The 24277-nt window shown below is 64.3% G+C and carries 24 protein-coding genes; 11 read left to right on the top strand and 13 right to left on the bottom strand.

Going from position 1 to position 24277, the window contains the following annotated elements; translation table 11 throughout:
• The first annotated feature begins 54 nt into the window (after positions 1–54).
• Positions 55–951 (top strand): peptide chain release factor N(5)-glutamine methyltransferase, encoded by an 897-nt coding sequence (gene prmC / locus XH90_RS02715; RefSeq protein WP_194482566.1) that lies wholly within the window; start codon positions 55–57, stop codon positions 949–951.
• A 463-nt stretch (positions 952–1414) separates the two neighbouring features.
• Entirely contained in the window at positions 1415–2212 is a 798-nt protein-coding gene (locus tag XH90_RS02710) for a DUF4167 domain-containing protein (RefSeq protein ID WP_194479092.1), read from the top strand.
• 61 nt (positions 2213–2273) lie between these two features.
• Here XH90_RS02710 and XH90_RS02705 read toward each other — a convergent pair whose 3' ends face one another.
• The gene (locus XH90_RS02705) at positions 2274–3017 is read right to left on the bottom strand and encodes a methyltransferase domain-containing protein (protein WP_194479091.1); all 744 of its coding nucleotides are present in this window, start codon (positions 3015–3017) and stop codon (positions 2274–2276) included.
• 108 nt (positions 3018–3125) lie between these two features.
• On the opposite strand from XH90_RS02705, the gene gloB reads away from it, so the two are divergent.
• From gloB to XH90_RS02690, 3 genes are all read left to right on the top strand, one after another.
• Positions 3126–3893, top strand: coding sequence for a hydroxyacylglutathione hydrolase (gloB, locus tag XH90_RS02700; RefSeq protein ID WP_194479090.1), 768 nt, complete (start codon positions 3126–3128; stop codon positions 3891–3893).
• Between the two features lie 23 nt (positions 3894–3916).
• On the top strand, positions 3917–4339 hold the full coding sequence (locus XH90_RS02695) for a cupin domain-containing protein (RefSeq protein ID WP_194479089.1): 423 nt from the start codon (positions 3917–3919) through the stop codon (positions 4337–4339).
• Positions 4340–4413: 74 nt separating this feature from the next.
• A complete protein-coding gene (locus tag XH90_RS02690; RefSeq protein ID WP_194479088.1) occupies positions 4414–5097 on the top strand; it encodes a flavin reductase family protein in 684 nt (227 codons plus the stop codon).
• Between the two features lie 6 nt (positions 5098–5103).
• Here the strand turns inward: XH90_RS02690 and XH90_RS02685 are convergent, their stop codons facing one another.
• The 3 genes from XH90_RS02685 to XH90_RS02675 all read right to left on the bottom strand — a co-directional run bounded on the left by XH90_RS02685 (position 5104) and on the right by XH90_RS02675 (position 8227).
• Entirely contained in the window at positions 5104–5973 is an 870-nt protein-coding gene (locus XH90_RS02685) for a DMT family transporter (protein ID WP_194479087.1), read from the bottom strand.
• A 100-nt stretch (positions 5974–6073) separates the two neighbouring features.
• Positions 6074–6799 carry an acetoacetyl-CoA reductase gene (gene phbB, locus XH90_RS02680; protein ID WP_194479086.1) on the bottom strand — a complete coding sequence of 242 codons (726 nt, stop codon included), beginning with the start codon at positions 6797–6799 and terminating at the stop codon, positions 6074–6076.
• Positions 6800–7048: 249 nt separating this feature from the next.
• On the bottom strand, positions 7049–8227 hold the full coding sequence (locus XH90_RS02675; RefSeq protein ID WP_194479085.1) for an acetyl-CoA C-acetyltransferase: 1179 nt from the start codon (positions 8225–8227) through the stop codon (positions 7049–7051).
• A gap of 297 nt (positions 8228–8524) precedes the next feature.
• Here XH90_RS02675 and phaR point away from each other — a divergent pair, with 297 nt between their 5' ends.
• Both phaR and XH90_RS02665 read left to right on the top strand, forming a co-directional pair.
• Complete coding sequence (phaR, locus tag XH90_RS02670; protein ID WP_194479084.1) at positions 8525–9118, top strand: polyhydroxyalkanoate synthesis repressor PhaR; 594 nt, start codon at positions 8525–8527, stop codon at positions 9116–9118.
• A 107-nt stretch (positions 9119–9225) separates the two neighbouring features.
• A complete protein-coding gene (locus XH90_RS02665) occupies positions 9226–9843 on the top strand; it encodes a trans-aconitate 2-methyltransferase (protein WP_194479083.1) in 618 nt (205 codons plus the stop codon).
• Between the two features lie 6 nt (positions 9844–9849).
• On the opposite strand, the gene XH90_RS02660 is transcribed toward XH90_RS02665, so the two are convergent.
• Positions 9850–10737: a branched-chain amino acid aminotransferase gene (locus XH90_RS02660; RefSeq protein WP_194479082.1), complete on the bottom strand. Its 888-nt coding sequence runs from the start codon at positions 10735–10737 to the stop codon at positions 9850–9852.
• A 149-nt stretch (positions 10738–10886) separates the two neighbouring features.
• On the opposite strand from XH90_RS02660, the gene XH90_RS02655 reads away from it, so the two are divergent.
• Positions 10887–11822, top strand: a complete 936-nt coding sequence (locus tag XH90_RS02655; RefSeq protein WP_194479081.1) for an alpha/beta hydrolase — start codon at positions 10887–10889, stop codon at positions 11820–11822.
• Here XH90_RS02655 and XH90_RS39575 read toward each other — a convergent pair whose 3' ends face one another.
• On the bottom strand, positions 11823–11951 hold the full coding sequence (locus XH90_RS39575) for a hypothetical protein (protein WP_256442498.1): 129 nt from the start codon (positions 11949–11951) through the stop codon (positions 11823–11825).
• A 214-nt stretch (positions 11952–12165) separates the two neighbouring features.
• Between XH90_RS39575 and XH90_RS02650 the strand changes: the two genes are divergently transcribed.
• Both XH90_RS02650 and XH90_RS02645 read left to right on the top strand, forming a co-directional pair.
• A complete protein-coding gene (locus tag XH90_RS02650) occupies positions 12166–13035 on the top strand; it encodes a hypothetical protein (RefSeq protein ID WP_194482565.1) in 870 nt (289 codons plus the stop codon).
• Between the two features lie 144 nt (positions 13036–13179).
• Positions 13180–14760: a diguanylate cyclase gene (locus tag XH90_RS02645; protein WP_194479080.1), complete on the top strand. Its 1581-nt coding sequence runs from the start codon at positions 13180–13182 to the stop codon at positions 14758–14760.
• 59 nt (positions 14761–14819) lie between these two features.
• On the opposite strand, the gene XH90_RS02640 is transcribed toward XH90_RS02645, so the two are convergent.
• Together XH90_RS02640 and XH90_RS02635 are read right to left on the bottom strand one after the other, a co-directional pair.
• Positions 14820–15965, bottom strand: a complete 1146-nt coding sequence (locus XH90_RS02640) for a PLP-dependent cysteine synthase family protein (protein ID WP_194479079.1) — start codon at positions 15963–15965, stop codon at positions 14820–14822.
• 45 nt (positions 15966–16010) lie between these two features.
• Positions 16011–16475, bottom strand: a complete 465-nt coding sequence (locus tag XH90_RS02635; RefSeq protein WP_194479078.1) for an Lrp/AsnC family transcriptional regulator — start codon at positions 16473–16475, stop codon at positions 16011–16013.
• A 159-nt stretch (positions 16476–16634) separates the two neighbouring features.
• Here XH90_RS02635 and XH90_RS02630 point away from each other — a divergent pair, with 159 nt between their 5' ends.
• Positions 16635–17651: a 1-aminocyclopropane-1-carboxylate deaminase gene (locus XH90_RS02630; RefSeq protein ID WP_194479077.1), complete on the top strand. Its 1017-nt coding sequence runs from the start codon at positions 16635–16637 to the stop codon at positions 17649–17651.
• A 173-nt stretch (positions 17652–17824) separates the two neighbouring features.
• Here the strand turns inward: XH90_RS02630 and recQ are convergent, their stop codons facing one another.
• The 5 genes from recQ to XH90_RS02605 all read right to left on the bottom strand — a co-directional run bounded on the left by recQ (position 17825) and on the right by XH90_RS02605 (position 24071).
• The gene (gene recQ / locus XH90_RS02625) at positions 17825–19690 is read right to left on the bottom strand and encodes a DNA helicase RecQ (protein WP_194479076.1); all 1866 of its coding nucleotides are present in this window, start codon (positions 19688–19690) and stop codon (positions 17825–17827) included.
• A gap of 104 nt (positions 19691–19794) precedes the next feature.
• Positions 19795–20538, bottom strand: coding sequence for a polysaccharide deacetylase family protein (locus XH90_RS02620; RefSeq protein WP_194479075.1), 744 nt, complete (start codon positions 20536–20538; stop codon positions 19795–19797).
• Positions 20539–20643: 105 nt separating this feature from the next.
• Positions 20644–21645: a homoserine O-succinyltransferase gene (locus tag XH90_RS02615; RefSeq protein ID WP_194479074.1), complete on the bottom strand. Its 1002-nt coding sequence runs from the start codon at positions 21643–21645 to the stop codon at positions 20644–20646.
• A gap of 12 nt (positions 21646–21657) precedes the next feature.
• Complete coding sequence (locus XH90_RS02610; protein WP_194479073.1) at positions 21658–22959, bottom strand: O-acetylhomoserine aminocarboxypropyltransferase/cysteine synthase family protein; 1302 nt, start codon at positions 22957–22959, stop codon at positions 21658–21660.
• A 179-nt stretch (positions 22960–23138) separates the two neighbouring features.
• Positions 23139–24071 (bottom strand): glutathione S-transferase family protein, encoded by a 933-nt coding sequence (locus tag XH90_RS02605; RefSeq protein WP_194479072.1) that lies wholly within the window; start codon positions 24069–24071, stop codon positions 23139–23141.
• Positions 24072–24277: the final 206 nt, after the last annotated feature.

Genomic DNA, 24277 nt, shown 5'->3' with positions numbered 1-24277 from the left:
CTCCTTTCCATTGACGCAAGCAAGGCCGCCGATCTATCCACGATGCCAGGCAGGATGGTTCCCTTGGCGACAGGTTTCGATTCCGGACACAGCATCGAGAGCGCGCGGCGCGCGCTCACGACGCGGCTGCAAGCAGCGGGTATCGAAGAACCCTCCCTCGATGCACGCCTGCTCGTCGGCGCCGCGCTGGGGCTCGATCTGACCGGGCTGATCACGCAGGCGACGCGGCAACTCTCGCTGGACGAGGCAGCGCGGCTCGAGGGATACGCGCAGCGCAGACTCGCGCGCGAGCCGGTCGCTCGCATTCTCGGCATGCGGGAATTCTGGGGCCTGCCGTTCCGACTGTCCGAGGCAACGCTGGTGCCGCGGCCGGATACCGAGACCGTGGTCGAGCTGGCGCTCGAGATTTTTCGCGAGCTGGCGATCACTGGCCGGCGACCCCGCATCGCCGATATCGGCACCGGGTCCGGCGCGATCCTGCTCGCGCTGCTGCACGAGATTCCCGATGCGTTTGGCGTCGGCACCGATCTCAGCCTGACCGCGCTTCATACCGCCAGAGGCAATGCCACCGCCCTCGGCCTTGCCGACCGTGCCGGCTTCGTCGCCTGCTCCTACGCGGCGGCGCTCTCGGGTCCGTTCGATCTGATCGTGTCGAACCCGCCCTATATCCCCGCAGGGGAAATTCCGAAACTCGGCATCGAGGTGCGCGAGCACGATCCGCATCTGGCGCTCGACGGCGGCAATGACGGTTACGACGCCTACCGCGTCCTGATCCCGCAGGCGGCCGAGCGGCTCGTCCCCGGCGGCGCCCTGATCGTCGAGGCCGGACAGGGCCAGGCCGCGGATATTGAAACCTTGATGGCAGCTGCCGCGTTATCGATCGACCGGCCGCCCAAGGCCGACCTGGCAGGCATTCCCAGGGCCGTCTCGGCCCGAAAAATGCCCCCATAAAAGCCGGATTGGGCTCTAAAAAACCTCTTGGAATATCCCGTGGGAACGACTACGTTCCGGTCAACACATCGGTGCCGGCCCCGTAGACCTACGGGCGAAAGCCGGGCTCTCGGGCGAGAGCTTTACTGATTATAGGTTCCAAGCCGCAGGTCCTGTTGAGCGCGATGGCCAGAGGCGCTGCGCTGCTCTCCGACCGCAAAGTGAACGAAAGCCTGATATTGCGCTTGAAGACTTACGCAGTAAAGCTGGGCTTGTTTCGGCAAGCGATATGAATGGGTTCGCTGGCAATGAATGCTGGCGGGTGGGGAACGCGTCTTTGTTGAACGCGACGGTCGACGAACATTGGCAGGGTTCAATCCGCTCCAGCGCGCGGTGCGCGCGAGGCTTGTGAACCGCTGTCACCAGGTCACTCCTAGCAATCAGTAATGCGTGCAACCTTTAGGGCTGGAATTAAAGGCAGGACATGAGAAACGGTCAGAACAAGCAGCGGATGCGCAACCGCAATAACAACAACAATAACAACAACCGGCGTGGCCAGAACCCGATGACCCGGGTCTACGAATCGAACGGCCCCGACATCAAGATCCGCGGCACCGCCTCCCACATCGCCGAAAAATATCTCCAGCTTGCGCGTGATGCGCGCTCCTCGGGCGACCCGGTCGCCGCCGAAAACTACTACCAGCATGCCGAGCACTATTTCCGCCTGATCGCAGCGGCGCAGGAACAGTTCCGCCAGAGCCAGCAGCCGCGCGGCGACGAGCCCATCAGCACCAGCAGCGACGATAGCGATGACGACGGCGAGAATTTCTCGGCGTTCGGCCAGGAGCCCGGCTTCGTTCCGCAGCCACCCCAGCAGCAGCAGCCCTTCATGCGCGACCGCGACGGCCAGCGCGATCACCAGCGCGACTATCAGCAGCGCGACAATCGCGATAGCCAGCAGCCCTATCAGCGCGACCAGCAGCAGCCGCGCGAGCACCGCGAACGCGACCATCGTCCGCAGCCGCAGTATCATCAGCAGCCGCAACCGCAGAACCAGCCGCAGCCCGTCGTCGCCGACGCCGGCAGCGTCGATCGCCTGCCGTCCTTCATCACCGGCGCACAGCCGCAGACGAACGGTGCGCCCGGCGGCTTCGAAGGTGGCAATGGTGGCGGCGGTGGCGAGCGCTATCCGCGACGGCGCCGCCGGCCGCATGGCGGTCCGCGCCCCGAGCGCGAGGCCGCTCCGGCCGCGACCAGCGACGATCTCGCCCCCGGCGAGTAAGCCGCACCCATCCCCGATCTCATGGACTGCTTCGTCCCGGCTTCGCCGGGACGATTTGTTTTCAGGTCCGCGTTACAGTCGTCGAGGACGGCACCAGCACCGGCTTCAGCGAAGGGATCAGCCGCGCCCGTTCGCGCTTGGCGGGGATCGCACGATAGACCTGCTTGGTCGCTTCGACGATGTGGACGCCTGCGAACGGCAGCGAGAGCGCAGCGCCCGCTCGCTCCCACATCTGCGCCGATTTGAGCACCCAGCGGCCCGCATAAGGCGGCATGAACAATGCCTCGCCCCAGCCGGTCGGCGTGAACCAGGTCTGGCGCAACAGGTCCGTGATCTGCGAGCGCGAATAGGGTCGGCCGTGGCCGAACGGCGTATTGTCGCTGCGTGTCCACACCCCGCGCCGGTTCGGGATCACAGCGATGACGCGCCCGGACGGCGAGAGCACCCGCCAGACCTCCCGCAGCAGCGCGGCGGGATCATCCGACATCTCGAGCGCATGAACCAGCAGGATACGGTCCACCGCAGCGTCGGGGAGCGGCAGTGAGAACTCGTCGACCAGCGTGGCCAGCGCGGGCCGCCCCGTGGGCCATTTCAACACGCCCTGGGCCGCCGGCATGAAGGCGATGCAGCGCTCGGCGTCTTCGCGAAACAGCCCGAGATAGGGCGTCGGATAGCCTACGCCAAGCACGCGCTGGCCCTCGGCGCCCGGCCAGCGCTGCCTGATGCCGCGATTGATCATCTGCCGCGCCACGATACCGAGGCGGCGGGAATAGAACTCGCGAAGGTCGACGACGTCGATGGTCATGACGGCAATGTAACATGCACAGGGCGCTCGCCGCGCGCTGAATATTGCATTGCCTGCGCAACGTTAACGCCATATTTGTCTGGCGGGGCTGAGCGCGATGGAGATGTCATGGCCGCCGAAATTCGTACTTTCACCTGTTTAAACGACAATTTCGGTTATCTGATCCACGATGTGGAAACCAAGGCAACCGCGTCGATCGACGCCCCCGAGGCCGGTCCCATCATCAAGGCGCTGGAGCGGGAGGGCTGGCAGCTCACCGACATCCTGATCACCCATCATCATGGCGATCATGTCGGCGGCGTCGCCGAGCTCAAGCGGAAATACGATTGCCGCGTCGTCGCGCCGCACGACAAGACGACGAAGATTGCCGATGTCGATTTGCGCGTCGCCAATGGCGACGTGGTCAAGGTCGGCTCGCTGCTGGGGCGCGTGCTGGAAACGCCCGGCCATACGCTCGACCACATCTCCTACGTGTTCGACACCGAGAAGACGCTGTTCGCCGCCGATACGCTGTTCTCGATCGGCTGCGGCCGCGTGTTCGAGGGCAACTATCCGATGATGTGGGACTCGCTGTTGAAGCTGCGGGCACTGCCCGACGACTTCAAGCTCTATTGCGGCCACGAGTACACGGCGTCCAACGTCAAATTCGCTCTCACGGTGGAGCCCGACAATGCGGCGCTGCAGGCGCGCGCGGCCGAGGTTGCGAAGCTGCGAGCGGACAACAAGCCGACGATTCCCTCACTGCTTGGTGATGAGAAGCGAGCAAACGTGTTCCTCCGCGCTGATGAACCGTCGGTCGCAGCCAGGCTACACATGAAGGGCGCGGAGGCCGCCGCGGTGTTCGGCGAGCTGCGCGAGCGCAAGAACAAGTCCTGAAGATTAAATCCTGACGGGGATCGATGCCGACCGCAGCCGAGATCATCGCGCGCCTCGAACTCCGCCCGCACCCCGAGGGCGGGCACTATCGCGAAACCTTTCGCGACCAGACCACCGACGCCAACGGCCGGTCACGCTCGACCCTCATCTATTTCCTGCTCGCGCGCGGCGAGCGCTCGCACTGGCATCGCATCGATGCGGTCGAGACCTGGCATTATTACGCCGGCAGCCCGCTGACGCTGCGCATCGCCCATGAGGGATGCTCGCAGCACGAGGTGCGCCTCGGCACCGATCTTGTCGGCGGCGAGCGGCCGCAGGCGATCGTACCGGCGGATGCATGGCAGATGGCGGAGACGTCAGGCGAGTGGACGCTGGTCGGCTGCACCGTGGCCCCCGCTTTCGAGTTTGCAAAATTCGAGCTCGCGCCGAAGGGCTGGGAGCCTTGATCTCAATCTGAAATCGGGTGGGTTCGATCGGCTTCCCCCACTACGACAGCGCTTCCAATCAAAAGGAGCGCACGATGCACGGAACACTCGGTCCCGCCGCCGTCCAGATCGACCCGGCCATTCTGTATTTCGGAACGCCGGTCGTCCTGATCGGATCGACCAATGACGACGACTCTCACAATCTCGCACCGATGTCCTCGGCGTGGTGGGTTGGATGGCGCTGCATGTTGGGGCTCGCGCGCAATTCGAAGACCACCGAGAACATGATTCGCACCGGCGAATGCGCGCTCAATCTGCCCTCGGCCGATCTCGTCAGCGCCGTCGACCGCCTCGCGCGCACCACGGGCTCCAACCCTGTACCGCCTGGAAAACTCTATTGCGGCTATCGGCACGAGAAAGACAAGTTCGAGCTCAGCAGTCTGACGGCATTGGCGAGCGAAACGATCCGGGCGCCGCGCGTGGCCGAGTGCCCGGTGCAGATGGAAGCGAAGGTCGCACATGTGCGCGAGATGGCGCAGGACGATGCAGCCTGGGGCGGCAATCTCACTGCGATCGAGGTCCGCATTACCCGCGTGCACGCGCATCCCGACATCATGATGGATGGCTCAAGCAACCGTATCGATCCTGACAAATGGCGGCCGCTGATCATGAGCTTTCAGGAGTTTTATGCCCTGACGCCGCAACGCTTGCAGCGCTCCGAGCTTGGACAGATCCCGGAGGTGATGTACCGGCCTCCGGGCTGGCAGCCGGCGCGTTGATGCGCTTCAGCGCTTCCGCAGCACCATGTCCTTGGCTGCGATCAGGCCGCCACCGGCGATCAGGATCGCGGCGACAGCAATGTTGGCGCTGGCTTTGGCGAAACCGGCGGCGATGAGGAAGCCGGTCGACAGCAGCGGCGTCGCGTAAGACGCGGCGCCGAGAACGCGAATATCACCGCGCTTCATGCCGATATCCCAGGCGTAGAAGGCCGCGCCGACGGGACCGATGCCGAGCCCGACCACCGCAAGCCATTGCAACATGGTCTCGGGCCAAACCGTGGTCTCCAGTCCAGCATGCATCAGCGCGGCGAGCGCCGATGTGGCGAGGCAGAAGCCTGCGACTGCGTCGGTCGGGACGGCCTTCAATCGCCGCGACAAGACCGAATAGGCGGCCCAGACAAAGGCGGCGATGAACGCCGCGATCAATCCCGGCACGGCGCCCGGCGCGAAGCCCGACGTATTGCCGGCAAACAGCAGCACGGTGCCGACGAGGCCGAGCACGGCACCGATGATGTGATGCACGGCCAGCCGCTCGCCCGGAAGGAAGGACGAGAACAGCACGATCAGCAGCGGCCACATGTAGTTGAGAAGTCCGGCTTCGGCCGGCGGCGCGAAACGCAGCGCGAGGAAATACAGCGCATGATAGCCGAACAGGCCACCGACGCCGACGACCCAGACGACCAGCGGCTGGCGCAGGCTCTTCGCGGCGTCGCCGCGGCCAATCCAGGTCAGCAGCCCAACGAGACCGCCGATCGCAAACGTCATGGCGGCAAGCTGAAAGGCCGGGATCTTGCCGGTGGCCACCGTCATCAGCGACAGCAGCGACCACATCAGGATCGCGGTCAGCCCGATCAGGGTGGCGGTGCGCGGGGTCATGAATCACAAGGCTCTGAGGACGCTTATGCCCGGCACGAGGCCGGGCATTTGCGTCTTCACTATCGCCTTGTCATGCCCAACGCTACAAGCTTGATTCCTGTCAGGCCTGATACTGGCCACCGTTGATGGACAGCGTCGATCCCGTGATGAAGCCGGCTTCGTCGGCCGCCAGGAACACGACCGCGCGCGCGATCTCCTCTGGCTCGCCGAGCCGGTTGACCGGGATCTGCGGGATCACGTTTTTCTCCAGGACGTCCTTCGGCACCGCCTGGACCATTTCGGTGTTGATGTAGCCGGGGCAGATCGCATTCACTGTGATGCCGCCCTTGGCGTTCTCGAGCGCGAGCGCCTTGGTGAAACCGATATCGCCGGCCTTCGCCGCGGAATAGTTGACTTGGCCGAACTGGCCCTTCTGGCCGTTGATCGACGAGATCGAGATGATACGGCCGAACTTGCGGGCACGCATGCCCTCGATCACCTGGCGCGTCATGTTGAACAGCGAACCGAGATTCGTGTTGATGACGGCGTTCCACTGCTCGAGCGTCATCTTGTGGAAGGCGGTGTCGCGCGTGATGCCGGCATTGTTGACGAGCACCTCCACCGGTCCGAGATCGGCCTCGACCTTCTTCACGCCCTCGGCGCAGGCATCGAAGCTGCTGACGTCCCATTTGTAGACGGCAATACCGGTCTCGGCCTTGAACTTCTCCGCCGCCGCGTCGTTGCCGGCATAGCTCGCCGCAACCTTGTAGCCGGCCGCCTTCAAACCCTTGCTGATCGCAGCACCGATGCCCCGCGTACCACCCGTGACCAATGCAACACGTGCCATATCGTATTCCTTCCCTTGGACTCTTCGGACGTTTCTGACGTGATCGTTTTTTAGTGGTGGATTATGCGGCTGCTTTGACGGACATCAAGAACAAAACGCCCGGCGTTGAGCCGGGCGTTTGTATTTAGTCGAGGCTTGCGCGGTTGCGAAGAATATTTGATTTGCAACCGCCGCCTTTTTAGTCGCGTGCAACGCACTCACTCATGTGTGCAGCGCACGCGCAAGTTACGCGTCAGTGTGGCGTCAGCTTCAGTCGCGCGCGAGACACATCGCGATACCCATGCCACCGCCGATACACAGCGTGGCAAGGCCCTTCTTCGAATCACGCTTCTGCATTTCGTGCAGCAGCGTCACCAGTACGCGCGCGCCTGATGCGCCGACCGGGTGGCCGATCGCGATCGCGCCGCCATTGACGTTGACCTTGGACGTATCCCAGCCGAGGTCCTTGTTGACGGCACAGGCCTGCGCCGCAAAAGCCTCGTTGGCCTCGATCAGGTCGAGATCGCCGACGCTCCAGCCGGCCTTCTTCAGCGCGGCGCGCGAAGCCGGGATCGGGCCCGAGCCCATGATCTTCGGATCGACGCCGGCCTGCGCCCAGGACACGATGCGCGCGAGCGGCTTCTTGCCTTCCTTGGCGGCCTGCTTGGCGGTCATCAGCACCACGGCAGCGGCGCCGTCATTGATGCCGGAGGCCGAGCCTGCAGTGACCGTGCCATCCTTCTCGAAGGCGGGGCGAAGTTTCGCCATCGCATCGAGGGTGGCGCCGTGACGCGGATATTCGTCGGCGCTCACGACGACGTCGCCCTTGCGGGTCTTGATGGTGACCGGAACGATCTCATCGTTGAACTTGCCGGCCTTCTGCGCAGCTTCAGCCTTCTGCTGCGAGGCAACGGCGAACTCGTCCTGCTGGGCGCGAGTGATCTGCCACTGCCGCGCGACGTTCTCGGCAGTGTTGCCCATGTGGTAGCCGTTGAAGGCATCCCACAAGCCGTCCTTGATCATGGTGTCGACGAATTCGAGGGCGCCCATCTTGACGCCGCCGCGCAGGTACTGGGCGTGCGGAGCCATGCTCATGGACTCCTGGCCGCCGGCGACCACGATCTCGGAATCGCCGTTGAGCAGCGCCTGGTAGCCGAGCGCGACGGTCCGCAAGCCCGAGCCGCAAAGCTGGTTGACACCCCAGGCCGGGCTCTCCACCGGAATACCGGCGCCGATCGAGGCCTGGCGGGCGGGGTTCTGGCCTTGGGCGGCGGTGAGGATCTGGCCCATGATGACTTCCGAGACCCGGCCGGGCTCGATGCCACCGCGCTCCAACGCAGCCTTGATGGCGACGGCGCCGAGATCGTGTGCGGGAAGGGTCGCGAAGGCTCCGTTGAAGCTTCCGACCGGGGTGCGGGCGGCGCTGACGATGACGACATCGTCTGACATGGGCATCTCCTGAGGCTTGAGGTTCTGAAGAAAAGGGGCAGGCGGGCGTTGGAAAATGGCCCGTCAGTCTCGTCCGGCATCCTGTTAACGTCATTGAACCATGTCAATGCCGCAGCGCATTCAAAATAGCGTTCTTGGCGCTTTCGCAAGCAGGTTTTTGCTGTGCGATTAACCGTGCCGCACAAAACGGTAGCGTGAGCCCTTTGAAAATGCTTATTTTGTTGCGTTGCGTACTCTTCCCGCCCTGCGGCATTGGCCGCTGGGTTCCCGTTCTCAGCGTCTTTCAAGTGAGAGCCCATGGCGAAATCAGACCAACCCACCACCATCAAGAAATACGCGAACCGCCGGCTCTATAACACCGGAACGAGCACCTATGTGACGCTGGAAGACCTCGCCGCCATGGTCAAGGACGGCGAAGATTTCCTGGTCTATGACGCCAAGACCGGCGACGACATCACCCGCTCCGTGCTCGCCCAGATCATCTTCGAGCAGGAGAACAAGGCCGGCCAGAACCTCTTGCCGACCACCTTCCTGCGCCAGTTGATCCGCTTCTATGGTGACAGCATGCAGATGGTGGTGCCGAAATATCTGGAGCAGTCGATCGCGACGCTGACCCAGGAGCAGGAGAAGTTCCGCAAGCAGATCGCCAACACGCTGTCCGGCACCCCCTTTGCTCCGCTGGAAGAACAGGTCCGCCGCAACATGGAGCTGTTCCAGCAGACCTTCTCGATGTTCAAGCCCTTCGCCCCCTCCGCGGGGCGCCCGGCAACCCCTGAGCCGGAGCCCGATGCCAACGCCCCGGCGGCGACGGACAGCAACATCGACGACCTGCGCCAGCAGATGAAGGACATGCAGGAACGCCTCGAGCGGATGTCGAAGAAGGACGAGTAGGCCTCGCCTTCGTACCTGCGCGTCCGCACATGCGGGCGCGCGAACTGACAATTGATTGCGGCGTCGCCACTGTCGCGCCACCATCCCGGCAAAGGGCCGGAGCCGCCATGTCCGACCGAACCACGCACTGGCAGAACGTCTACGCCACCAAGGGCGAGGCCGAGGTCAGCTGGTTTCAGGATAGCCCGGCGATCTCGCTCGAGATGATTCGTGCAGCCGGTCCGGATCATGACGCTGGCATCATCGACATCGGCGGCGGCGCGTCGCGGCTGGTCGATGCCTTGCTGCACGACGGATATCGCGACGTCGCAGTGCTGGACCTCTCCGCCAACGCGCTCGATGCGGCAAAGAAGCGCCTCGGTACGGCCGCCTCAATGGTCGACTGGATCGTTGCCGATGCGACCACGTGGCGGCCGGCAAAGACCTGGGACGTCTGGCACGATCGTGCAGCGTTTCACTTCCTGACCGATCCGCGCGACCGGGCCGCCTACGTCGAGCGCCTGCGCTCGGCGCTTGCGCCGGGCGGCCAAGTGATCATCGCGACGTTTGCGCCTGACGGTCCGGAGAAATGCAGCGGCCTGCCGGTGCAGCGGCACGACAGCGCCAGCCTTTCCGCGGAGCTTGGGCCGGAGTTCTCGCTGGTCGAGACCCGCAGCGAGACCCATCACACGCCGTGGCATTCGACGCAGGCCTTTCAGTTCAGTCGGTTTCGGCGGCGAAGCTAGCTCGCGTCAGGCCGCCAGCTTCAACGCATGAGCAAAGTCCCAATATAGCTTGCGCGCCTTGGTGTAGAGCGGGCCCGGCTTCAGCTCGCGCTGGTCGATGCGAATCACCGGTGCGACTTTCGCAAAATTGCCGGTGGAGAAGATCTCGTCGGCGGCGAGGAAATCCGCATAGCGCAGTGTCTTCTCGACCACGGTGATGCCGTCGCCGCGGAGCAGGCTGATCACGCGCTGGCGCGTGATGCCATTGAGGAAGGTGCCGTTCGGCACCGGCGTGAAGACCACGCCGTCTTTCGCCATGAACACGTTGGAATTGCCGAACTCCGCGACGTTGCCGAGCATGTCGAGCATCAGCGCGTTCTGGAAGCCGCGCGAGGCCGCTTCCGCCAGCGCGCGCGAATTGTTCGGATAGAGGCAGGCGGCCTTCGCGTCGACCGGCGCGCATTCCGCCGTGGGTCTGCGGAACGGCGACAGCGTGATCGCATTGCCTGTCGGTTTCGGCATCGGTGCCTCGTAGATGCAAAGGCACCAATCGGTGGTTTCGGGATCGAACAGCACGCCGCCGCCCGAGCCGTTCTGCGCCCAATACATCGGCCGGACATAGAGCTCGGCATTCGGCGCAAAGCGCGCGATGCCTTCGCTCGCGAGCGTCATCCAGGTGGCGGCATCGACCACCGGCTTCAGGCCAAAATTGATCGCTGACTGGTTGGCGCGGGCGACGTGGCGATCGAGATCGGGGGCGACGCCTTCGAACGCGCGCGCACCGTCGAATACCACCGAGCCGAGCCAGGCGGCGTGCGTACGCGGTCCCATGATCGGCACGTTACCCTCGTGCCATTTGCCATCGAAGAAGGTCCAACTCGGCGAATATTCGATCGGCTTCTTGATCTCGGCCATATCAGGCCTCCCCTCGAAAATATCCGGGTACTATTGTCCCAATTTCTAAACGATTTGCTGTGGGGAAGCACCACCTCTCCCGTCCAGGAGGTTAAGACACCATCGCGTCCGAACCGGCTATAATGTCGGGCACGTCACGGAGTTTTCCCATGCCGCTCGATCCGCTCGCAAAGCGCTTGTTGACCATGATGGCTGCGGCTGCGCCACGGGCGCCGAGCCGGCCGAGCGTCGAGGCACGGCGGCAATCGCTGGCGAAGCTGATGCAGTTCGCGCGAGCCGAGGCGCCCGAGGTGGCCGCGTCCGACGGAACGCTGCCGGGCCCCGGCGGAGAGCTGCCCTATCGGCTCTATTCTCCCGCGTCGTCAGGCGAACGCGCGCCGGGCTTCGTGTTCTTTCATGGCGGCGGGCTCGTGGCCGGCAGCGTCGCAACGCATGACCGCATTGCGGCCGCGCTGGCACATGCGACCGGCTGCCGCCTCGTCTCGGTCGACTATCGGCTCGCGCCCGAGCACAAATATCCCGCCGCCGTCGACGACGCGATCGCGGCCACCGAATGGGTCGCGCGAGAAGCTGAAACGCTCGGCATCGACGCCGAGCGGCTGGTGATCGGCGGCGATTCCGCCGGAGCCACGCTGGCTGCGATCGTGTGTCAGGAGGCAGCGCAGAGCGCCGGCCTCTCCATCGTCGCGCAATGCCTGATCTGCCCGGTGCTGGATTTCGAGGAGACCTCACCCTCACGGGAGGCGTTCGCGGAAGGGCATCTGATCGACCGCGTCACGATCGAGGCCGATCTGGCCGACTATCTGCCCGAGGGACTGGATGCCGCCGATCCGCGCATCTCGCCGCTGCGCGCGACGCGGCTCACGGATCTGCCGACCGCGATCATCCACACCGCCGAATTCGATCCGATGCGCGACGAGGGCAATGCCTATGCGCGCAAGCTGCTCGCCGCCGGCGTCGCCGTCGAGCACGTCTGCCACGACGGCATGGTTCATAATTTCCACGCCATGGGCGCGATCCTGCCGCAGGCACAGCTCGTGCTGTCACAGATCGGCGAGCAGGTCAGGCGCGCGGTGGAGAAGTAGTCACGCGCGCGCGTCGAGCACGGCCCTGGCCGCCTCGACATAATCAGGCCAATGCGCGGCGGCGACGGCCGCCGGAGCCGCGGCAGGGCCCGCCAGGCCAGCGAGCAGGAAGCGGCGTGACGTGTTCATGGCTGTTGTCCTTCAATTGTCAGACCTGCACTCTGGCGTAAGAGGAGTCAGGACGAGCACGGCGCGGTAACCGGGCACTTCGATATCGTCCATCGTTTGCGGATAACGCTTGACCAGGCAAACGATCACGTTCCAACTAACAACGGCTCCGTCATCAAATCGCCGCGCGTCGGATTGTCACGTGTCTCATTGCAGCCGATCGACCCGCTCAGCCCTGCGCGTTGTCGCGACGGGATTGCTTTGTGCGACGATCCCGGTCGGCGCCGCCCGTGCTGCCGACGAGGAGGATTCGCCGGCAAAACCGGCCGTTCCCAACATCTATCTCGATCTCCGCACGACCTATGCCACGATCCCTGCGGGCACGCTCGGGCTTGGCTTCGGCAACAGCTCCCTCTCAGCCGCGTTCGAGGCGCTCGCGGCACAACGTGGCGTGACCCTGCCGAACGGCTTGCCGGCCGCAAAATCGATCGCGGTCGACCTGCCGCTGACCGTGGATGTCAGCGACCGCGTGTCGCTGTATGGCGGTGTCTCCGGCTCGTCGACGAACATCGGCGGCGGCTGGTCGTCCTTCGATATCACCAGCTGGAACATCGGCGTGCAGGCCGATCTCCACCAGCAGAACGGCGGCAAGATCCCGACCATCACGTTGCAATCGACGCTGACGCAGTCGGTGCCGAACGAACAGGGCATGACGAATTCGTTCAACAATGTGCTCGAATTCGATTACGCGCTGGACGAGGATGAGACTCGGGGCTGGCTCGCCGGCATGCAATACACCCACACCGACATCGCGAGCCTCGTCGCCCGGATCAAGCCGAACACGATCCTCTATGCCGGCGGCTACTACCAGTGGCCGAACGACTGGAAGTTCACCGGCCGCCTCGGCGTGCAGTCATTCGGCGGCGCGCAACTCGCCGGCCGGACGCTCGCGGAGCCCTTCACGCAGCCAATCCTGCGGCTCGACCTCGATCGCATGGATGACAATGACAATCGCCTGTTCGGGATCACCGCGCAGATCGCGTGGATGCCGAAGCCGTCCTACCAGGTGACCCTGCGCACACCGCTCTACGCGGTGCGCAACTAACCGCGAACTTGGGAATTTTGTAGGTTCCGCGTCAACCGGTCGTTAATCCTCATTCGAAAACATCGAGAGTGTTAGATTACCGCAAGTAACCTTGCGCGACACTCAGGCGGCTTTTCGCATGAAGTTCAGCGTCGGAGACTGCGAATGTCCCGCTTGGTCACGGAACGGACGTTCCTTGCTGGGAAGATCTTCTTCAATTTCGGCCAGTCGTCGATCGACTGTGTCGTGCGTCGGCTGTCCGAAGAGGCCGCGACACTGGAGATGGAAAGCGGCCTCGGCGTGCCCGAGCGCTTCCAGCTCAGACTCGCGGGGCGCGAGAGCCTAGCCTGTCGGGTGGTTTGGCGGGCCGACCGCCAAGTCGGGGTCGCCTTCGAACAGCCCGGCGGCGAGCACCCGACGGGCGAGGAGCGCGACCGTTCGTCCGACGCGCTGATGCGCGGCCAGATGTTGGCGCTACGCGCCGCGCTCGATCATGTGCCGACCGGGATCGTGCTGCTCGACACCCACCTCAGGGCCCGCCTCATCAACCGCTCGTTTCGCCAGATGTGGCACCTGCCCGACGAGGTTGCCGACAGCAATCCATCCATTCTCACACTGCTGCATCACGGACGTGACATCGGAGCCTATGAGGTGCCGGATCCTGCCCTCGATGCCCATGTCAGGGAGCGTGTCCGCGTCATTGAGGCGGGCGATCCGACACCGGTCGATGTACGTCGAACCAATGGCGATGTCGTGCGCGTACAGTGCACGCCATTGCCCGACGGCGGGCGCATGCTGACCTATACTCCGGTCACCGATATCGTGCGTGCCTCGGACGAGCTGAAGCTCCTGCGGGACGCCCTGGAGAATGTTCAGGACGGCGTTCTCCTGCTCGATTCCAGCCTGAACGCGAGCTTCATGAATCTGCGGATGCGGCGGTTCTGGGAGGTGAGCGAAGAGGAGGCCGCCGCCCGCCCGGCCTATGCTTGGCTGGTGAGCCGCGCGCACCGCGCCAGTGCACCGGACCTTCCGGCGAACGAGCTGGCAAAATTTCCGACCAAGCGCGTCGCCGAGGTCATGGCCGGCGATCACGTGCGCGACCTACAGACGCCCGACGGGCGGCGGATCAGGGCCCATTGCACCACGATGTCGAACGGCGGCCGCATGTTGACCTATGTCGACATCACCGATCTCAACAACAAGGCCACCATGCTGGAGCGGCTGGCGACCACCGATCCACTCACGGGCCTGTTCAACCGTCGGCATTTCCTGGGGGCACTCGATGCGGAATGGAGCCGCTTCCAGCGCTACTACCGCTCGGTCTCGGTCCTGATGCTCGACATCGATCATTTCAAGTCGGTCAATGATCGCTACGGCCACGCGGTCGGCGACGAAGCGATCAAGGCCGTTGCAGCCGCATGCAACGAGGGCAAGCGCAAGTCCGATCTCGTCGGTCGCATTGGCGGCGAGGAGTTCGCGGTTCTGCTGCCCGAGACCAGCCTCTCACGCGCCAAGCTCGTCGCCGAGCGAATCCGCAAGCGTGCGATGGCGACCCGGCTGAACGCGCATCAGGTGCAATTCGGCGTTACCGTGAGCATCGGCATTGCCGAGGCCACAGTCGGCATGTCCGGCATCGACGCGCTGATGGGTGCGGCCGATCAGGCGCTCTATCAGGCCAAGGACGAAGGCCGCAATCGCTGTGTCGCCTGGACGCCCGAGCCACCTGCAAGCAAGGCGGCGGAGTGATAAGGACGCGGCGGAACCGTTCCTGGCGCGGACCGCGGCCCCGGCTATGACGCAGGGCTTCATATGCTCTGCGGATTTCCGACGTCGTCGACTGTGAGCGTCAACGGCTCACCCGTCGCGAGGAACGACGATAGGGCCGCCTCGACCGGCCCCGGATCGAGGCCGCGGGCCTTCAGCCAATTCGGCTCATAATAGGTCTGCCGGTAACGCTCGCCGGAATCGCAGATCAACGTCACGAGCGATCCGGTCTGGCCTGCCTTTCGCATTTCCGAGGCCAACCGGCACAGCACAAGGAAATTGGTCCCCGTGGAGCCGCCGACCGCGCGGCGCAGCCGGCGCGACAACACGTTCATCGCGGCGATCGTCGCCGCATCCGGGATCTTCATCATGCGGTCGACCACGCCTGGCACGAAGGACGGCTCGCAGCGCGGCCGGCCGACGCCTTCGATCAACGAGGGACGCTCGCAAACACGCGAGCGATCCTGCGCGCGGAAGCAGTCGAAGAAAGCGGAATGTTCGACATCGGCAACGCATAGCCGTGTCGGATACTGGCGATAGCGCAAATAGCGGCCGATGGTGGCCGAGGTGCCGCCGGTGCCCGCTCCCATCACGATCCAGTCCGGCAGCGGCCGCGGTTCGCCCTTCAATTGCGTGAAGATCGATTCGGCGATGTTGTTGTTGCCGCGCCAGTCGGTGGCACGCTCGGCGAAAGTGAACTGGTCCATGTAGTGACCGTCCAGACGCGCGGCGAGCGCGGCCGCCTCGGCATAGAGCGCGCGGCTGTCGTCGATCAGGTGGCAATTGCCGCCGTAATGCTCGATCGCGGCGATCTTCTCCGCCGAGGTCGTGCGCGGCATCACGGCGTAGAAGGGCACACCGATCATCTGTGCGAAATAAGCTTCCGACACCGCAGTGGAGCCGGACGACGCCTCGACAACGGGCGTACCTTGGCGAATGTGGCCATTGCAGAGCGCGTAGAGGAACAGCGAGCGCGCCAGCCGATGCTTGAGGCTTCCGGTCGGGTGCGTGGACTCGTCCTTCAGATAGAGGTCGATGCCCGAGAGTGCCGGAACGATCAGCCGGATCAGATGAGTGTCGGCCGTGCGGCACTGGTCGGCTTCGATCGCAGCGATGGCCTCGTCGACCCAGCCGCGCCGATAGCTGGGGGCGGCGGGATCGTGTTGGCGAAAGGGAAGCGGCTGCATCGGTCGAATCTCGCATGAGGCATATTGCGCATCAATGGGTCCCGCTTAGAACTCCAGCGGCGCGTTGTCGACGACCTCTTTCATGACGAAGAAGGTGCGGGTCTGCCGGACGCCGGGCAGCGCGATGAGCTGCTCGCCGTGGATGCGGTTGAAATCTTCCATGTCGCCGACGCGGATTTTGAGGAAATAGTCGAAGTCGCCGGCGACGAGGTGGCAGTCGAGCACGAATTTCAGCCTGGCGATCGCCTGCTCGAAGGTGGCAAAGCTCTCCGGGGTCGAGCGGTCGAGCACCACGCCGACCATCACCAGCGTGCCCTTCGCCACTTTCTTCGGCTCCACCATGGCCCGGACAGCGGCGATGAAGCCATCCTCGAACAGGCGCTGGGTGCGGCGATGGCAGGTGGCGGGGCTGATCGCGACTGATGCGGCTAGCTCGGCATTGCTGAGCCGACCGTTATTCTGCAGCAATCTCAACATCTTGAGGTCGATACGGTCCAGTCTAGCTGACATGGAAGAAACTTCCGTGAAATAGGCACATTCTGGAAGAACTAATAGCTAAACTCGAATATCATGCAAGACCACTCACAAAAACGGTGCAATATTCGAAAGCACCTTCTTGCGGTGCAATGCTAGGCACATCCCAGACACAACGCCAATTGGGATGATCCAATGAACCTGGACAAATTCGCACGCTATCCGCTCACCTTCGGCCCGACGCCCATCGAGAAGCTGGAGCGGCTGTCGAAGCATCTCGGCGGCAACGTCGAGATCTACGCCAAGCGCGAGGACTGCAATTCCGGCCTCGCCTACGGCGGCAACAAGCTGCGCAAGCTCGAATACATCATTCCCGACGCGATCGCCTCGAACGCCGACACGCTGGTCTCGATCGGCGGCGTGCAGTCGAACCACACCCGCATGATCGCGGCCGTAGCGGCCAAGATCGGCATGAAGTGCCGCCTGGTGCAGGAAGCCTGGGTGCCGCACGAGGACGCCGTCTATGACCGCGTCGGCAACATCATGCTCTCGCGCATCATGGGCGCCGACGTGCGCCTGGTCGACGACGGCTTTGACATCGGCATCCGCAAGAGCTGGGAGCAGGCGATCGAGGAAGTGAAAGCCGCCGGCGGCAAGCCCTACGCAATCCCAGCCGGCGCCTCCGTGCATAAATTCGGCGGGCTCGGCTATGTCGGCTTTGCCGAGGAAGTACGCAAGCAGGAAGCCGAGCTCGGCTTCAAGTTCGACTACGTCATCGTCTGCACCGTCACCGGCTCGACCCATGGCGGCATGCTGGTCGGCTTCGCCGCCGACGGCCGTGCGCGAAAGGTGATCGGCATCGATGCCTCGTTCACCCCGGCGCAGACGAAAGCGCAGGTGCTCGCGATCGCCCAGAACACCGCGAAACTCGTCGAACTCGGCAAGGACATCGTTGCAGACGACGTCGTGCTGATCGAGGACTACGCCTATCCCGCCTATGGCGTTCCCTCGGAAGAGACCAAGGAAGCGATCCGCCTCACCGCGCGCCTCGAAGCCATGATCACCGACCCTGTCTATGAAGGCAAATCGATGCAGGGCCTGATCGACCTCGTGAAGAAGAACCATTTCGAGAAGGGCGCGAAGATCCTCTACGCCCATCTCGGCGGCGCGCCGGCGCTGAACGGTTATGGTTACGCGTTCAGGAACGGCTGAGGTAGCCTGGCTCGAGCCCGCCCTCAACTGTCGTCCCGGCGAAAGCCGGGACCCATGACCCCAGGGAGACGTTTGGCGAAGGACGTCTCCCCCCTGCCTCAAGATAAATCACGCGGTATGGATCCAGGATCTGCGATCCGCTTCGCTGCGTTTGTCCGGGATGACAAGATATCCTACCGCGTCCTGACGATCTGCAGCAGTTCGTCGCCGTAGTGCTCGAGCTTCTTGTCACCGATGCCGGGGACGTTGCGCAATTCGTCGAGCGTGGTCGGCCAGGCCCGGACGATGCCGTCGATGGTGGCATCGTGCAGCACGACATAGGCAGGCACGCCGCGCTCGCGCGCCACATCCGAACGCCAGGACCGCAAGCGCGCGCGCAGCGCGGGATCGACATCGCCCTGCGGCGCGCCGGCAGCCGGCGCGAGGTCGCCGCGGCGGGATTTTGTTCGGCTGGCACGCACGCGCGTCGTGGGCGCCTCTTCGCGCAACCATACCTCGGTCTCGCCGCGGAGCACGCCGCGCGCAGAGTCGGTCAGCTTCAGCGCGCCGAAGGCTTCGCTATCGGCCTGCAAATGTCCCATTGCCACCAGCTGCCGCAGCACGGTGCGCCACTGCTTTTCGTTGAGTTCGCGCCCGATCCCGAACACGGACAATTTGTCGTGGCCGAACTGCGTCACCTTTTCGGTCAGACGCCCGATCAGCACATCGATCAGGTGCATCGCACCGAAACGTTGTCCGGTGCGGTAGGCACAGGACAGCAGCTTCTGGGCCAACACCTTGCCTTCGCGCATTTTCGGCGGCGTCAGGCAATTGTCGCAATTTCCGCAGCTCTCGCCATGCAGGGTCTCGCCGAAATAGGCGAGCAGCCGCCTCCGCCGGCACTGCGCGGTCTCGGCGAGCCCGACCAGCGCATCGAGCTTGCCGATCGACACGCGCTTGAAGTCGTCGGAGCCACTGGACTCGTCGATCATGCGGCGCTGCTGCACGATGTCGGAGAGGCCATAGGCCATCCAGGCGGCCGAAGGCTTGCCGTCGCGCCCCGCACGGCCGGTTTCCTGATAATAGGCCTCGATGCTCTTGGGCAAATCAAGATGGGCGACGAAGCGGACGTCGGGCTTGTCGATGCCCATGCCGAAGGCGATGGTCGCGACGATGACGATGCCGTCCTCGTTGAGGAAGCGGTCCTGATTGCGCGAGCGCACCTGGCTATCGAGCCCGGCGTGATAAGGCAGCGCCGCAATGCCCGCATCGTCGAGCGCAGCGGCGACTTCCTCGACCCTGTTGCGCGACAGGCAATAGACCACGCCGGCGTCGCCAGTGTGGCGGTCCCGGATGAACTCCTTCAGCTGCGACACCGCGTTGCGCTTGTCGACGATCTCGTAGCGGATGTTGGGGCGGTCGAAGCTCGAGACGAATTGCGGGCTGTCTGCGAGCTGGAGCCGGTGGACGATCTCCTTCCGCGTCGGCTCATCCGCCGTCGCGGTCAGCGCGATGCGCGGCACGTCGGGAAAGCGCTCGGCGATGATGGAGAGGCCGACATATTCAGGCCGGAAATCGTGCCCCCATTGCGAGACGCAATGCGCCTCGTCGATCGCGAACAGCGCCACCTTGGCCTGCGCCAGCATCGACAGGCAGCGCGGGGTCACCAGCCGCTCCGGAGCGACATAGAGCAGGTCGAGATCGCCCGCGATCAGGCGCCGCTCGATGTCGGAAACCTCCTGGAACGACAGCGACGAGTTCAATGCGGCGGCGTTGACGCCGGCCTCGATCAGGCCTGCGACCTGGTCGCGCATCAACGCGATCAGCGGCGAGACCACGATGCCGCAGCCTTCGCGCAGCAACGACGGCAATTGATAGCATAGCGACTTGCCGCCGCCGGTCGGCATCAGCACCAGGCAATTGCCGCCATCGGTGACGTGCCTGACGATCTCGCCCTGCGCCCCGCGAAAGCCCGGCAGGCCGAACACTGAATGCAGCACCGACAGCGCATCACGGCCGTCGGCCGGCGCTGGCAGCGGAGCGGTGGAAGGGGCGGACATGGGCGTGTCGGAGGCTTTGAGAGATTCGTCACAACGCCAGTCGCATGGCGGCGTTGGCGTGGCAAGCACATCTTCTTCCTCCACAAGCGGGTAGAGGTGAAAAGCTACGCCCCAATCCTGCGCAGGGCCTCCGCGACGGTCACGATCGGCATGTTGCGCCTTTCCGCCGCCTCCAGCGCGTGGCGCAGCAGGGCCGGCGTGCAGCCATAGGGGCTCGGCGCATCGACGACGTCATGACCGTAGAAGATCAGCCAGCCGCCGCTTGCGACGGCCTCGTCGAAGTAGCGGTCCACGCCCACCGTGTCGATCTCGCAATTGACCAGCGGCGAAGCGCGCAGGAACTGGAGATCGATGACGTCGCTGTTGACGCCCGGAAGGATGCCCCGCGCAGAGCGGAAGTTTTGGGCGAGCTGCGGCTTGCGCCAGACCGAGGCGAGCCCATAAGGATAGGCGAAATTCTCGAGCCGGATCGAGGAGTCGATGCCGAGGAAATGACTGCGGTTGCGTTCGATCTCGTGCGCCATCGCGCTCTCGTCGAGATCCACCGCGCGCAGATGCGAGAAGGTATGGCAACCGATCTCGTGGCCGGCACGATGCAGCCGGACGATCGCATCGTTCGACAGGCCGTGCCAATGATCGTCGGGCTGGTCGATCAGGCTGCCGGAGAGATAGAAGGTGCCGCGCCCGCCATGAGCCTCCAGCAGCGCGGCGCCCTCGCCTGCGGCGCTGTCGGGCGCGTCATCAAAGGTGAAGCTAACCATCGGCGCATGCGCCGGCAAACGGTGCGGCGCGGCGCGGAAATGCCGGGCCAGTCGATTGCTCACGCGTCCGTTGAGGGCCGACAGCACGGGTGCGTTTCCTGTGATTTCATATTTCTGCACTGAAACATTTGCGCACGGCCTGAGGCAAGCTTAACGCCCCGGTAATCCTAACGCGGAACCTGCGGCTCCGGGTCAACGCGCGAGCAGCGGAGCATCCGTCTCCGCGCCGAGATATTGCAGCCAGTTGCGAAATAGCGCCGCTGCAGCGGTGCCAGCGGCGATATCGGCGCGCAAAGTCAGCGCCGGCAGCTCGTTGGTCAGCGCCGGATGGCGCTGGTGCCTCGCCCGCTTCTCGAAGCGAGCGAGCTTCTCTTCCGTCGCTGCGTCAAAATAACTCACGGGAAGGGCCGGATAGACCTCGCGCTCGCGCGCGAGGTAGCGGCCGATGTCGCGCAGATATTCGCGCTGGAGCGACAGCGCGTCGTATTCAGGATGGCCCTGGAAGAACACGAAGCGGCTGGCATATTGCCTGACGAAGACGTCGACCCCGGCTTGGGCCGACCGGGTCAGCACCTGATAGCCGGCCTGCGTGAGATCGCCGGCAGTGACTTCGTTCAGGCGCGAATGCGAGACCTTGAGCGGTGCCGGGGCATCGCGCGTCAGCGGATCGGCGGTTGTGGGTTCACAGTCAAAGATACCGTGACATTTGGTCGGCAGGCGCCGGCGTTCGACGCGATCGAGATGCAGCACGGCCGCATGGGCGGCGAGGCACGACCAGATCGTCGAGCGGGTGTTGACCTTGGCCCAGTCGATCAGCTCGGTGAGGTCGCGCCAATATGGCTCCTGGTCCAGTTCGGGCGCGATCGGCTCGGCGCCGGTGACGATAAGCCCGTCGAATGTCTGGCGCCCGAGATCGGAGAGATCGGAATATTCACTCTCGACGTGCCATTTCGCTTCCGGCGAGCGCTTCACCGTCGGCAGCGAAAAGCAATGGAAGCGGATGCGGCGGGGCCCTGCAGCGGCCTGGAGCAGTTTCATGAACTGCCGTTCGGTCGCCTTCAGCGCAGGATCGGGCATGTTGTTGATCAGTCCGATGGTGAGCTCAGCGTCTCCATGATCGCGCGCGGGATCGCCCTCGGCCGGCACCAGCGCCGGACTTGCGATACCTTGATCCCTGGCGATCAGGACGCTCATCGGCCCGATTGCCTACTCCGCGGCCTGAAGACGCGCGGCCGGACAGGCCTTTTCCAGAGCCTGGTCGATGTCCTCGATGATATCGGCAGCATGCTCGATGCCGATCGAGAGGCGGATGGTCTCCGGCAGCACGCCGGCGGTGCGCTGCTGCTCCGCCGACATCTGCCGATGCGTGGTCGATGCGGGATGGCAGGCCAGCGACTTGGCGTCGCCGATATTGACGAGACGCGTGATCAGCTTCAACGCATCGTAGAAGGCCTTGCCGGCCTCCATGCCGCCCTTGATGCCGAAGGTGAACAGCGATGAGGCATTGCCATCGAGATATTTCCGGACCAGCGGATAATAGGGGCTATCCGGGAAGCCGGTGTAATTCACCCAGGCGACACGCGGGTCGTTGCGCAGGAATTCGGCGACCTTGCGGGCGTTCTCACAATGGCGCTCCATGCGCAGCGCCACGGTCTCGATGCCTTGGAGCAGCAGGAAGGCGTTGAACGGCGACAGCACCGAACCCATGGTGCGCTGATAGACGCTGCGGGCGCGCTCGATATAGGCGGTCTTGCCGAAGCGCTCGGCATAGACGAGGCCGTGATAGGAGGCGTCCGGCTTGTTGTAGGCCGGGAAGCGGTCGGCATGCTCCGCCCAGGGGAAGTTTCCGGAATCGACGATGGCGCCGCCGAGCGTGGTGCCGTGGCCGCCCAGAAACTTGGTCAGCGAGTGCACGGCGATGTCGGCGCCGTAATCGAACGGCTTGAGCAGAATGGGCGTTGCGACCGTGTTGTCGACGATCAGCGGCACGCCATGGGCGTGCGCGATCTTGGCCAGCGCCTCGATGTCGCAGACATTGCCGGCAGGATTGCCGATGGTCTCGGCGAATACGGCGCGGGTATTCTCGTCGATCAGCCTTGCGATGGCGTCAGGTGCATCGCTCTCGGCAAAGCGGCCGGTGATGCCCTGCCGCGGCAGGATGTGGGAGAGCAGCGTGTGCGTGGTGCCGTAGAGCTGCGGCACGGAAACGATGTTGCCGCCGTGATCGGCGACGTTGACGAAGGCGAAATGCAGTGCGGCCTGACCGGTCGCGACCGCGAGCGCGCCGACGCCGCCTTCGAGCTGGGCGATGCGCTTCTCCAGCACGGCGCTGGTGGGATTGGCAATGCGGCTGTAGCGGAAACCTTCGGCCTCGAGATTGAAGAGCGCCGCGCCGTGGTCGGCGCTGTCGAACGCGTAGGCCGCGGTCTGGTAGATCGGCACGGCAACCGCGTGCGTGGTGGCTTCGGGCTCGTAGCCGGCGTGAATAGCGATCGTCTCGTTGCGCATCGTACCACCTCCGCGTGGGACGCGGGCCGCACTTATTGGCCTGTATGAGGCATGTGCGTTGTCCGCCGTCCCTCTGTTAGAGGCCGGTGGTAAAGCGGACAATAATTCGCTTAGAGATCGAGGAAGTAACCCTAATGGTTGTTGGTGAATCGGCTAAAATTTGAGTCGATTTGGATTAACTACGCCGCTGGCGTCACCAGGAAGCCCGCGCGCGGAAAGTGGACGACGATCTCGCCCGCGAGGTCGTCGTGGCGGCGGATGGCGATGCTCTGGGCCGACAGCGCCACGATTCGTCCGCGCACGGCGATCTTGCCGTAATCGTCGGGCCTGACGTCGACGAGGTCGCCGACCTTGCGGCCGTTGGGATCGTGGGGGTCGTCCGTCTCCTGCGTCTGCGGCGTTGCTGCCCGGCCGACCTGGAGCGCCTCCGCGGCCGACATCTCGGTCCGCATGCCATGGCCGATCGCGCGGACGCGCTCCTCCCAGGCGCGCACCCTGGGAAACTCGGCAAGCAGTTGATCGGCGACCGGCAGGTTGGAGCGGACGTACCAGACATTCATGTAAGCGTTGATGTCTATCAGGCCCGCCGCGCTCCCGCACAGCCATTGGTGACCTCCGGCCAGCTCGGCCTCGATCCAGCCGACATGCGCGCGATACTGGTCGCGCATTTGCGGGATCGCCGCCGTCATCGCCGCGATGTCGAACCTGGCGCCACGCAGCTTCTCGCGATCCTCGATGAAGCTCTGCGGCACCTTGTCGGCGAGTGAACCGAACACCAGGTTCACCGTGTTCTGGAAGAAGGATTTGTCGGTCCACATCGCGCTCGCCCAGGCGAGCCCCTCGCTTCGATCAGGAAACAGGGTCGGCGCAGGAAAGCGACGTTCGAGCTCACGGGCGATGCGCTGGGTGTCGCAATAGATGTCCGCGCCGATCTGCATCACCGGTGTGCGCCGATACCCTCCGGTCATCGGCATCAGGTCGGGGCGTGGCATGATCCTGGAGATGCGCACCGAGGTCCACGCCATGTTCTTCAGCCCGAAGACGAGACGGATCTTCTCGGAGAATGGCGACTCGTCGAAATGATGCAGGATGACCGGAAGATTGTCCGGCATGTCGTCCTCCCCTACTGCAAGTTGACGCGCTCTCGCTCGGCGCGACCTGCGTGCAGGTTGGATGCAAACGACGGCGCCGGTCAAGCGCGCCCCCGGAGTACTACGGGATTCGCCGAGTGAGGTACGCAAAAACGGCTATTTTTATAGGCAATTTCGCCCCACCGGCGATACGATCAGCAACATACAGACACGCGTTTATGGAACCC

This window comes from Bradyrhizobium sp. CCBAU 53338 (genome assembly GCF_015291665.1).
Lineage (GTDB): Bacteria > Pseudomonadota > Alphaproteobacteria > Rhizobiales > Xanthobacteraceae > Bradyrhizobium.
The sequence above is the reverse complement of the archived record's forward strand: the minus strand, read 5'-3'. Positions and strand labels throughout refer to the sequence as shown.

What these genes read in the sequence shown, in the direction of transcription:
- XH90_RS39575 (WP_256442498.1), bottom strand. Translation starts at nt 11,951, where the DNA reads ATGAACACGTCACGCCGCTTCCTGCTCGCTGGCCTGGCGGGCCCTGCC.
- XH90_RS02615 (WP_194479074.1), bottom strand. Translation starts at nt 21,645, where the DNA reads ATGAGCGTCCTGATCGCCAGGGATCAAGGTATCGCAAGTCCGGCGCTG.
- XH90_RS02630 (WP_194479077.1), top strand. Translation starts at nt 16,635, where the DNA reads ATGAACCTGGACAAATTCGCACGCTATCCGCTCACCTTCGGCCCGACG.
- XH90_RS02685 (WP_194479087.1), bottom strand. Translation starts at nt 5,973, where the DNA reads ATGACCCCGCGCACCGCCACCCTGATCGGGCTGACCGCGATCCTGATG.
- XH90_RS02645 (WP_194479080.1), top strand. Translation starts at nt 13,180, where the DNA reads ATGTCCCGCTTGGTCACGGAACGGACGTTCCTTGCTGGGAAGATCTTC.
- XH90_RS02675 (WP_194479085.1), bottom strand. Translation starts at nt 8,227, where the DNA reads ATGTCAGACGATGTCGTCATCGTCAGCGCCGCCCGCACCCCGGTCGGA.
- gloB (WP_194479090.1), top strand. Translation starts at nt 3,126, where the DNA reads ATGGCCGCCGAAATTCGTACTTTCACCTGTTTAAACGACAATTTCGGT.
- XH90_RS02665 (WP_194479083.1), top strand. Translation starts at nt 9,226, where the DNA reads ATGTCCGACCGAACCACGCACTGGCAGAACGTCTACGCCACCAAGGGC.
- XH90_RS02655 (WP_194479081.1), top strand. Translation starts at nt 10,887, where the DNA reads ATGCCGCTCGATCCGCTCGCAAAGCGCTTGTTGACCATGATGGCTGCG.
- XH90_RS02695 (WP_194479089.1), top strand. Translation starts at nt 3,917, where the DNA reads ATGCCGACCGCAGCCGAGATCATCGCGCGCCTCGAACTCCGCCCGCAC.
- XH90_RS02705 (WP_194479091.1), bottom strand. Translation starts at nt 3,017, where the DNA reads ATGACCATCGACGTCGTCGACCTTCGCGAGTTCTATTCCCGCCGCCTC.
- phaR (WP_194479084.1), top strand. Translation starts at nt 8,525, where the DNA reads ATGGCGAAATCAGACCAACCCACCACCATCAAGAAATACGCGAACCGC.
- phbB (WP_194479086.1), bottom strand. Translation starts at nt 6,799, where the DNA reads ATGGCACGTGTTGCATTGGTCACGGGTGGTACGCGGGGCATCGGTGCT.
- prmC (WP_194482566.1), top strand. Translation starts at nt 55, where the DNA reads ATGGTTCCCTTGGCGACAGGTTTCGATTCCGGACACAGCATCGAGAGC.
- XH90_RS02690 (WP_194479088.1), top strand. Translation starts at nt 4,414, where the DNA reads ATGCACGGAACACTCGGTCCCGCCGCCGTCCAGATCGACCCGGCCATT.
- XH90_RS02610 (WP_194479073.1), bottom strand. Translation starts at nt 22,959, where the DNA reads ATGCGCAACGAGACGATCGCTATTCACGCCGGCTACGAGCCCGAAGCC.
- XH90_RS02605 (WP_194479072.1), bottom strand. Translation starts at nt 24,071, where the DNA reads ATGCCGGACAATCTTCCGGTCATCCTGCATCATTTCGACGAGTCGCCA.
- XH90_RS02660 (WP_194479082.1), bottom strand. Translation starts at nt 10,737, where the DNA reads ATGGCCGAGATCAAGAAGCCGATCGAATATTCGCCGAGTTGGACCTTC.
- XH90_RS02710 (WP_194479092.1), top strand. Translation starts at nt 1,415, where the DNA reads ATGAGAAACGGTCAGAACAAGCAGCGGATGCGCAACCGCAATAACAAC.
- XH90_RS02635 (WP_194479078.1), bottom strand. Translation starts at nt 16,475, where the DNA reads ATGTCAGCTAGACTGGACCGTATCGACCTCAAGATGTTGAGATTGCTG.
- XH90_RS02640 (WP_194479079.1), bottom strand. Translation starts at nt 15,965, where the DNA reads ATGCAGCCGCTTCCCTTTCGCCAACACGATCCCGCCGCCCCCAGCTAT.
- recQ (WP_194479076.1), bottom strand. Translation starts at nt 19,690, where the DNA reads ATGTCCGCCCCTTCCACCGCTCCGCTGCCAGCGCCGGCCGACGGCCGT.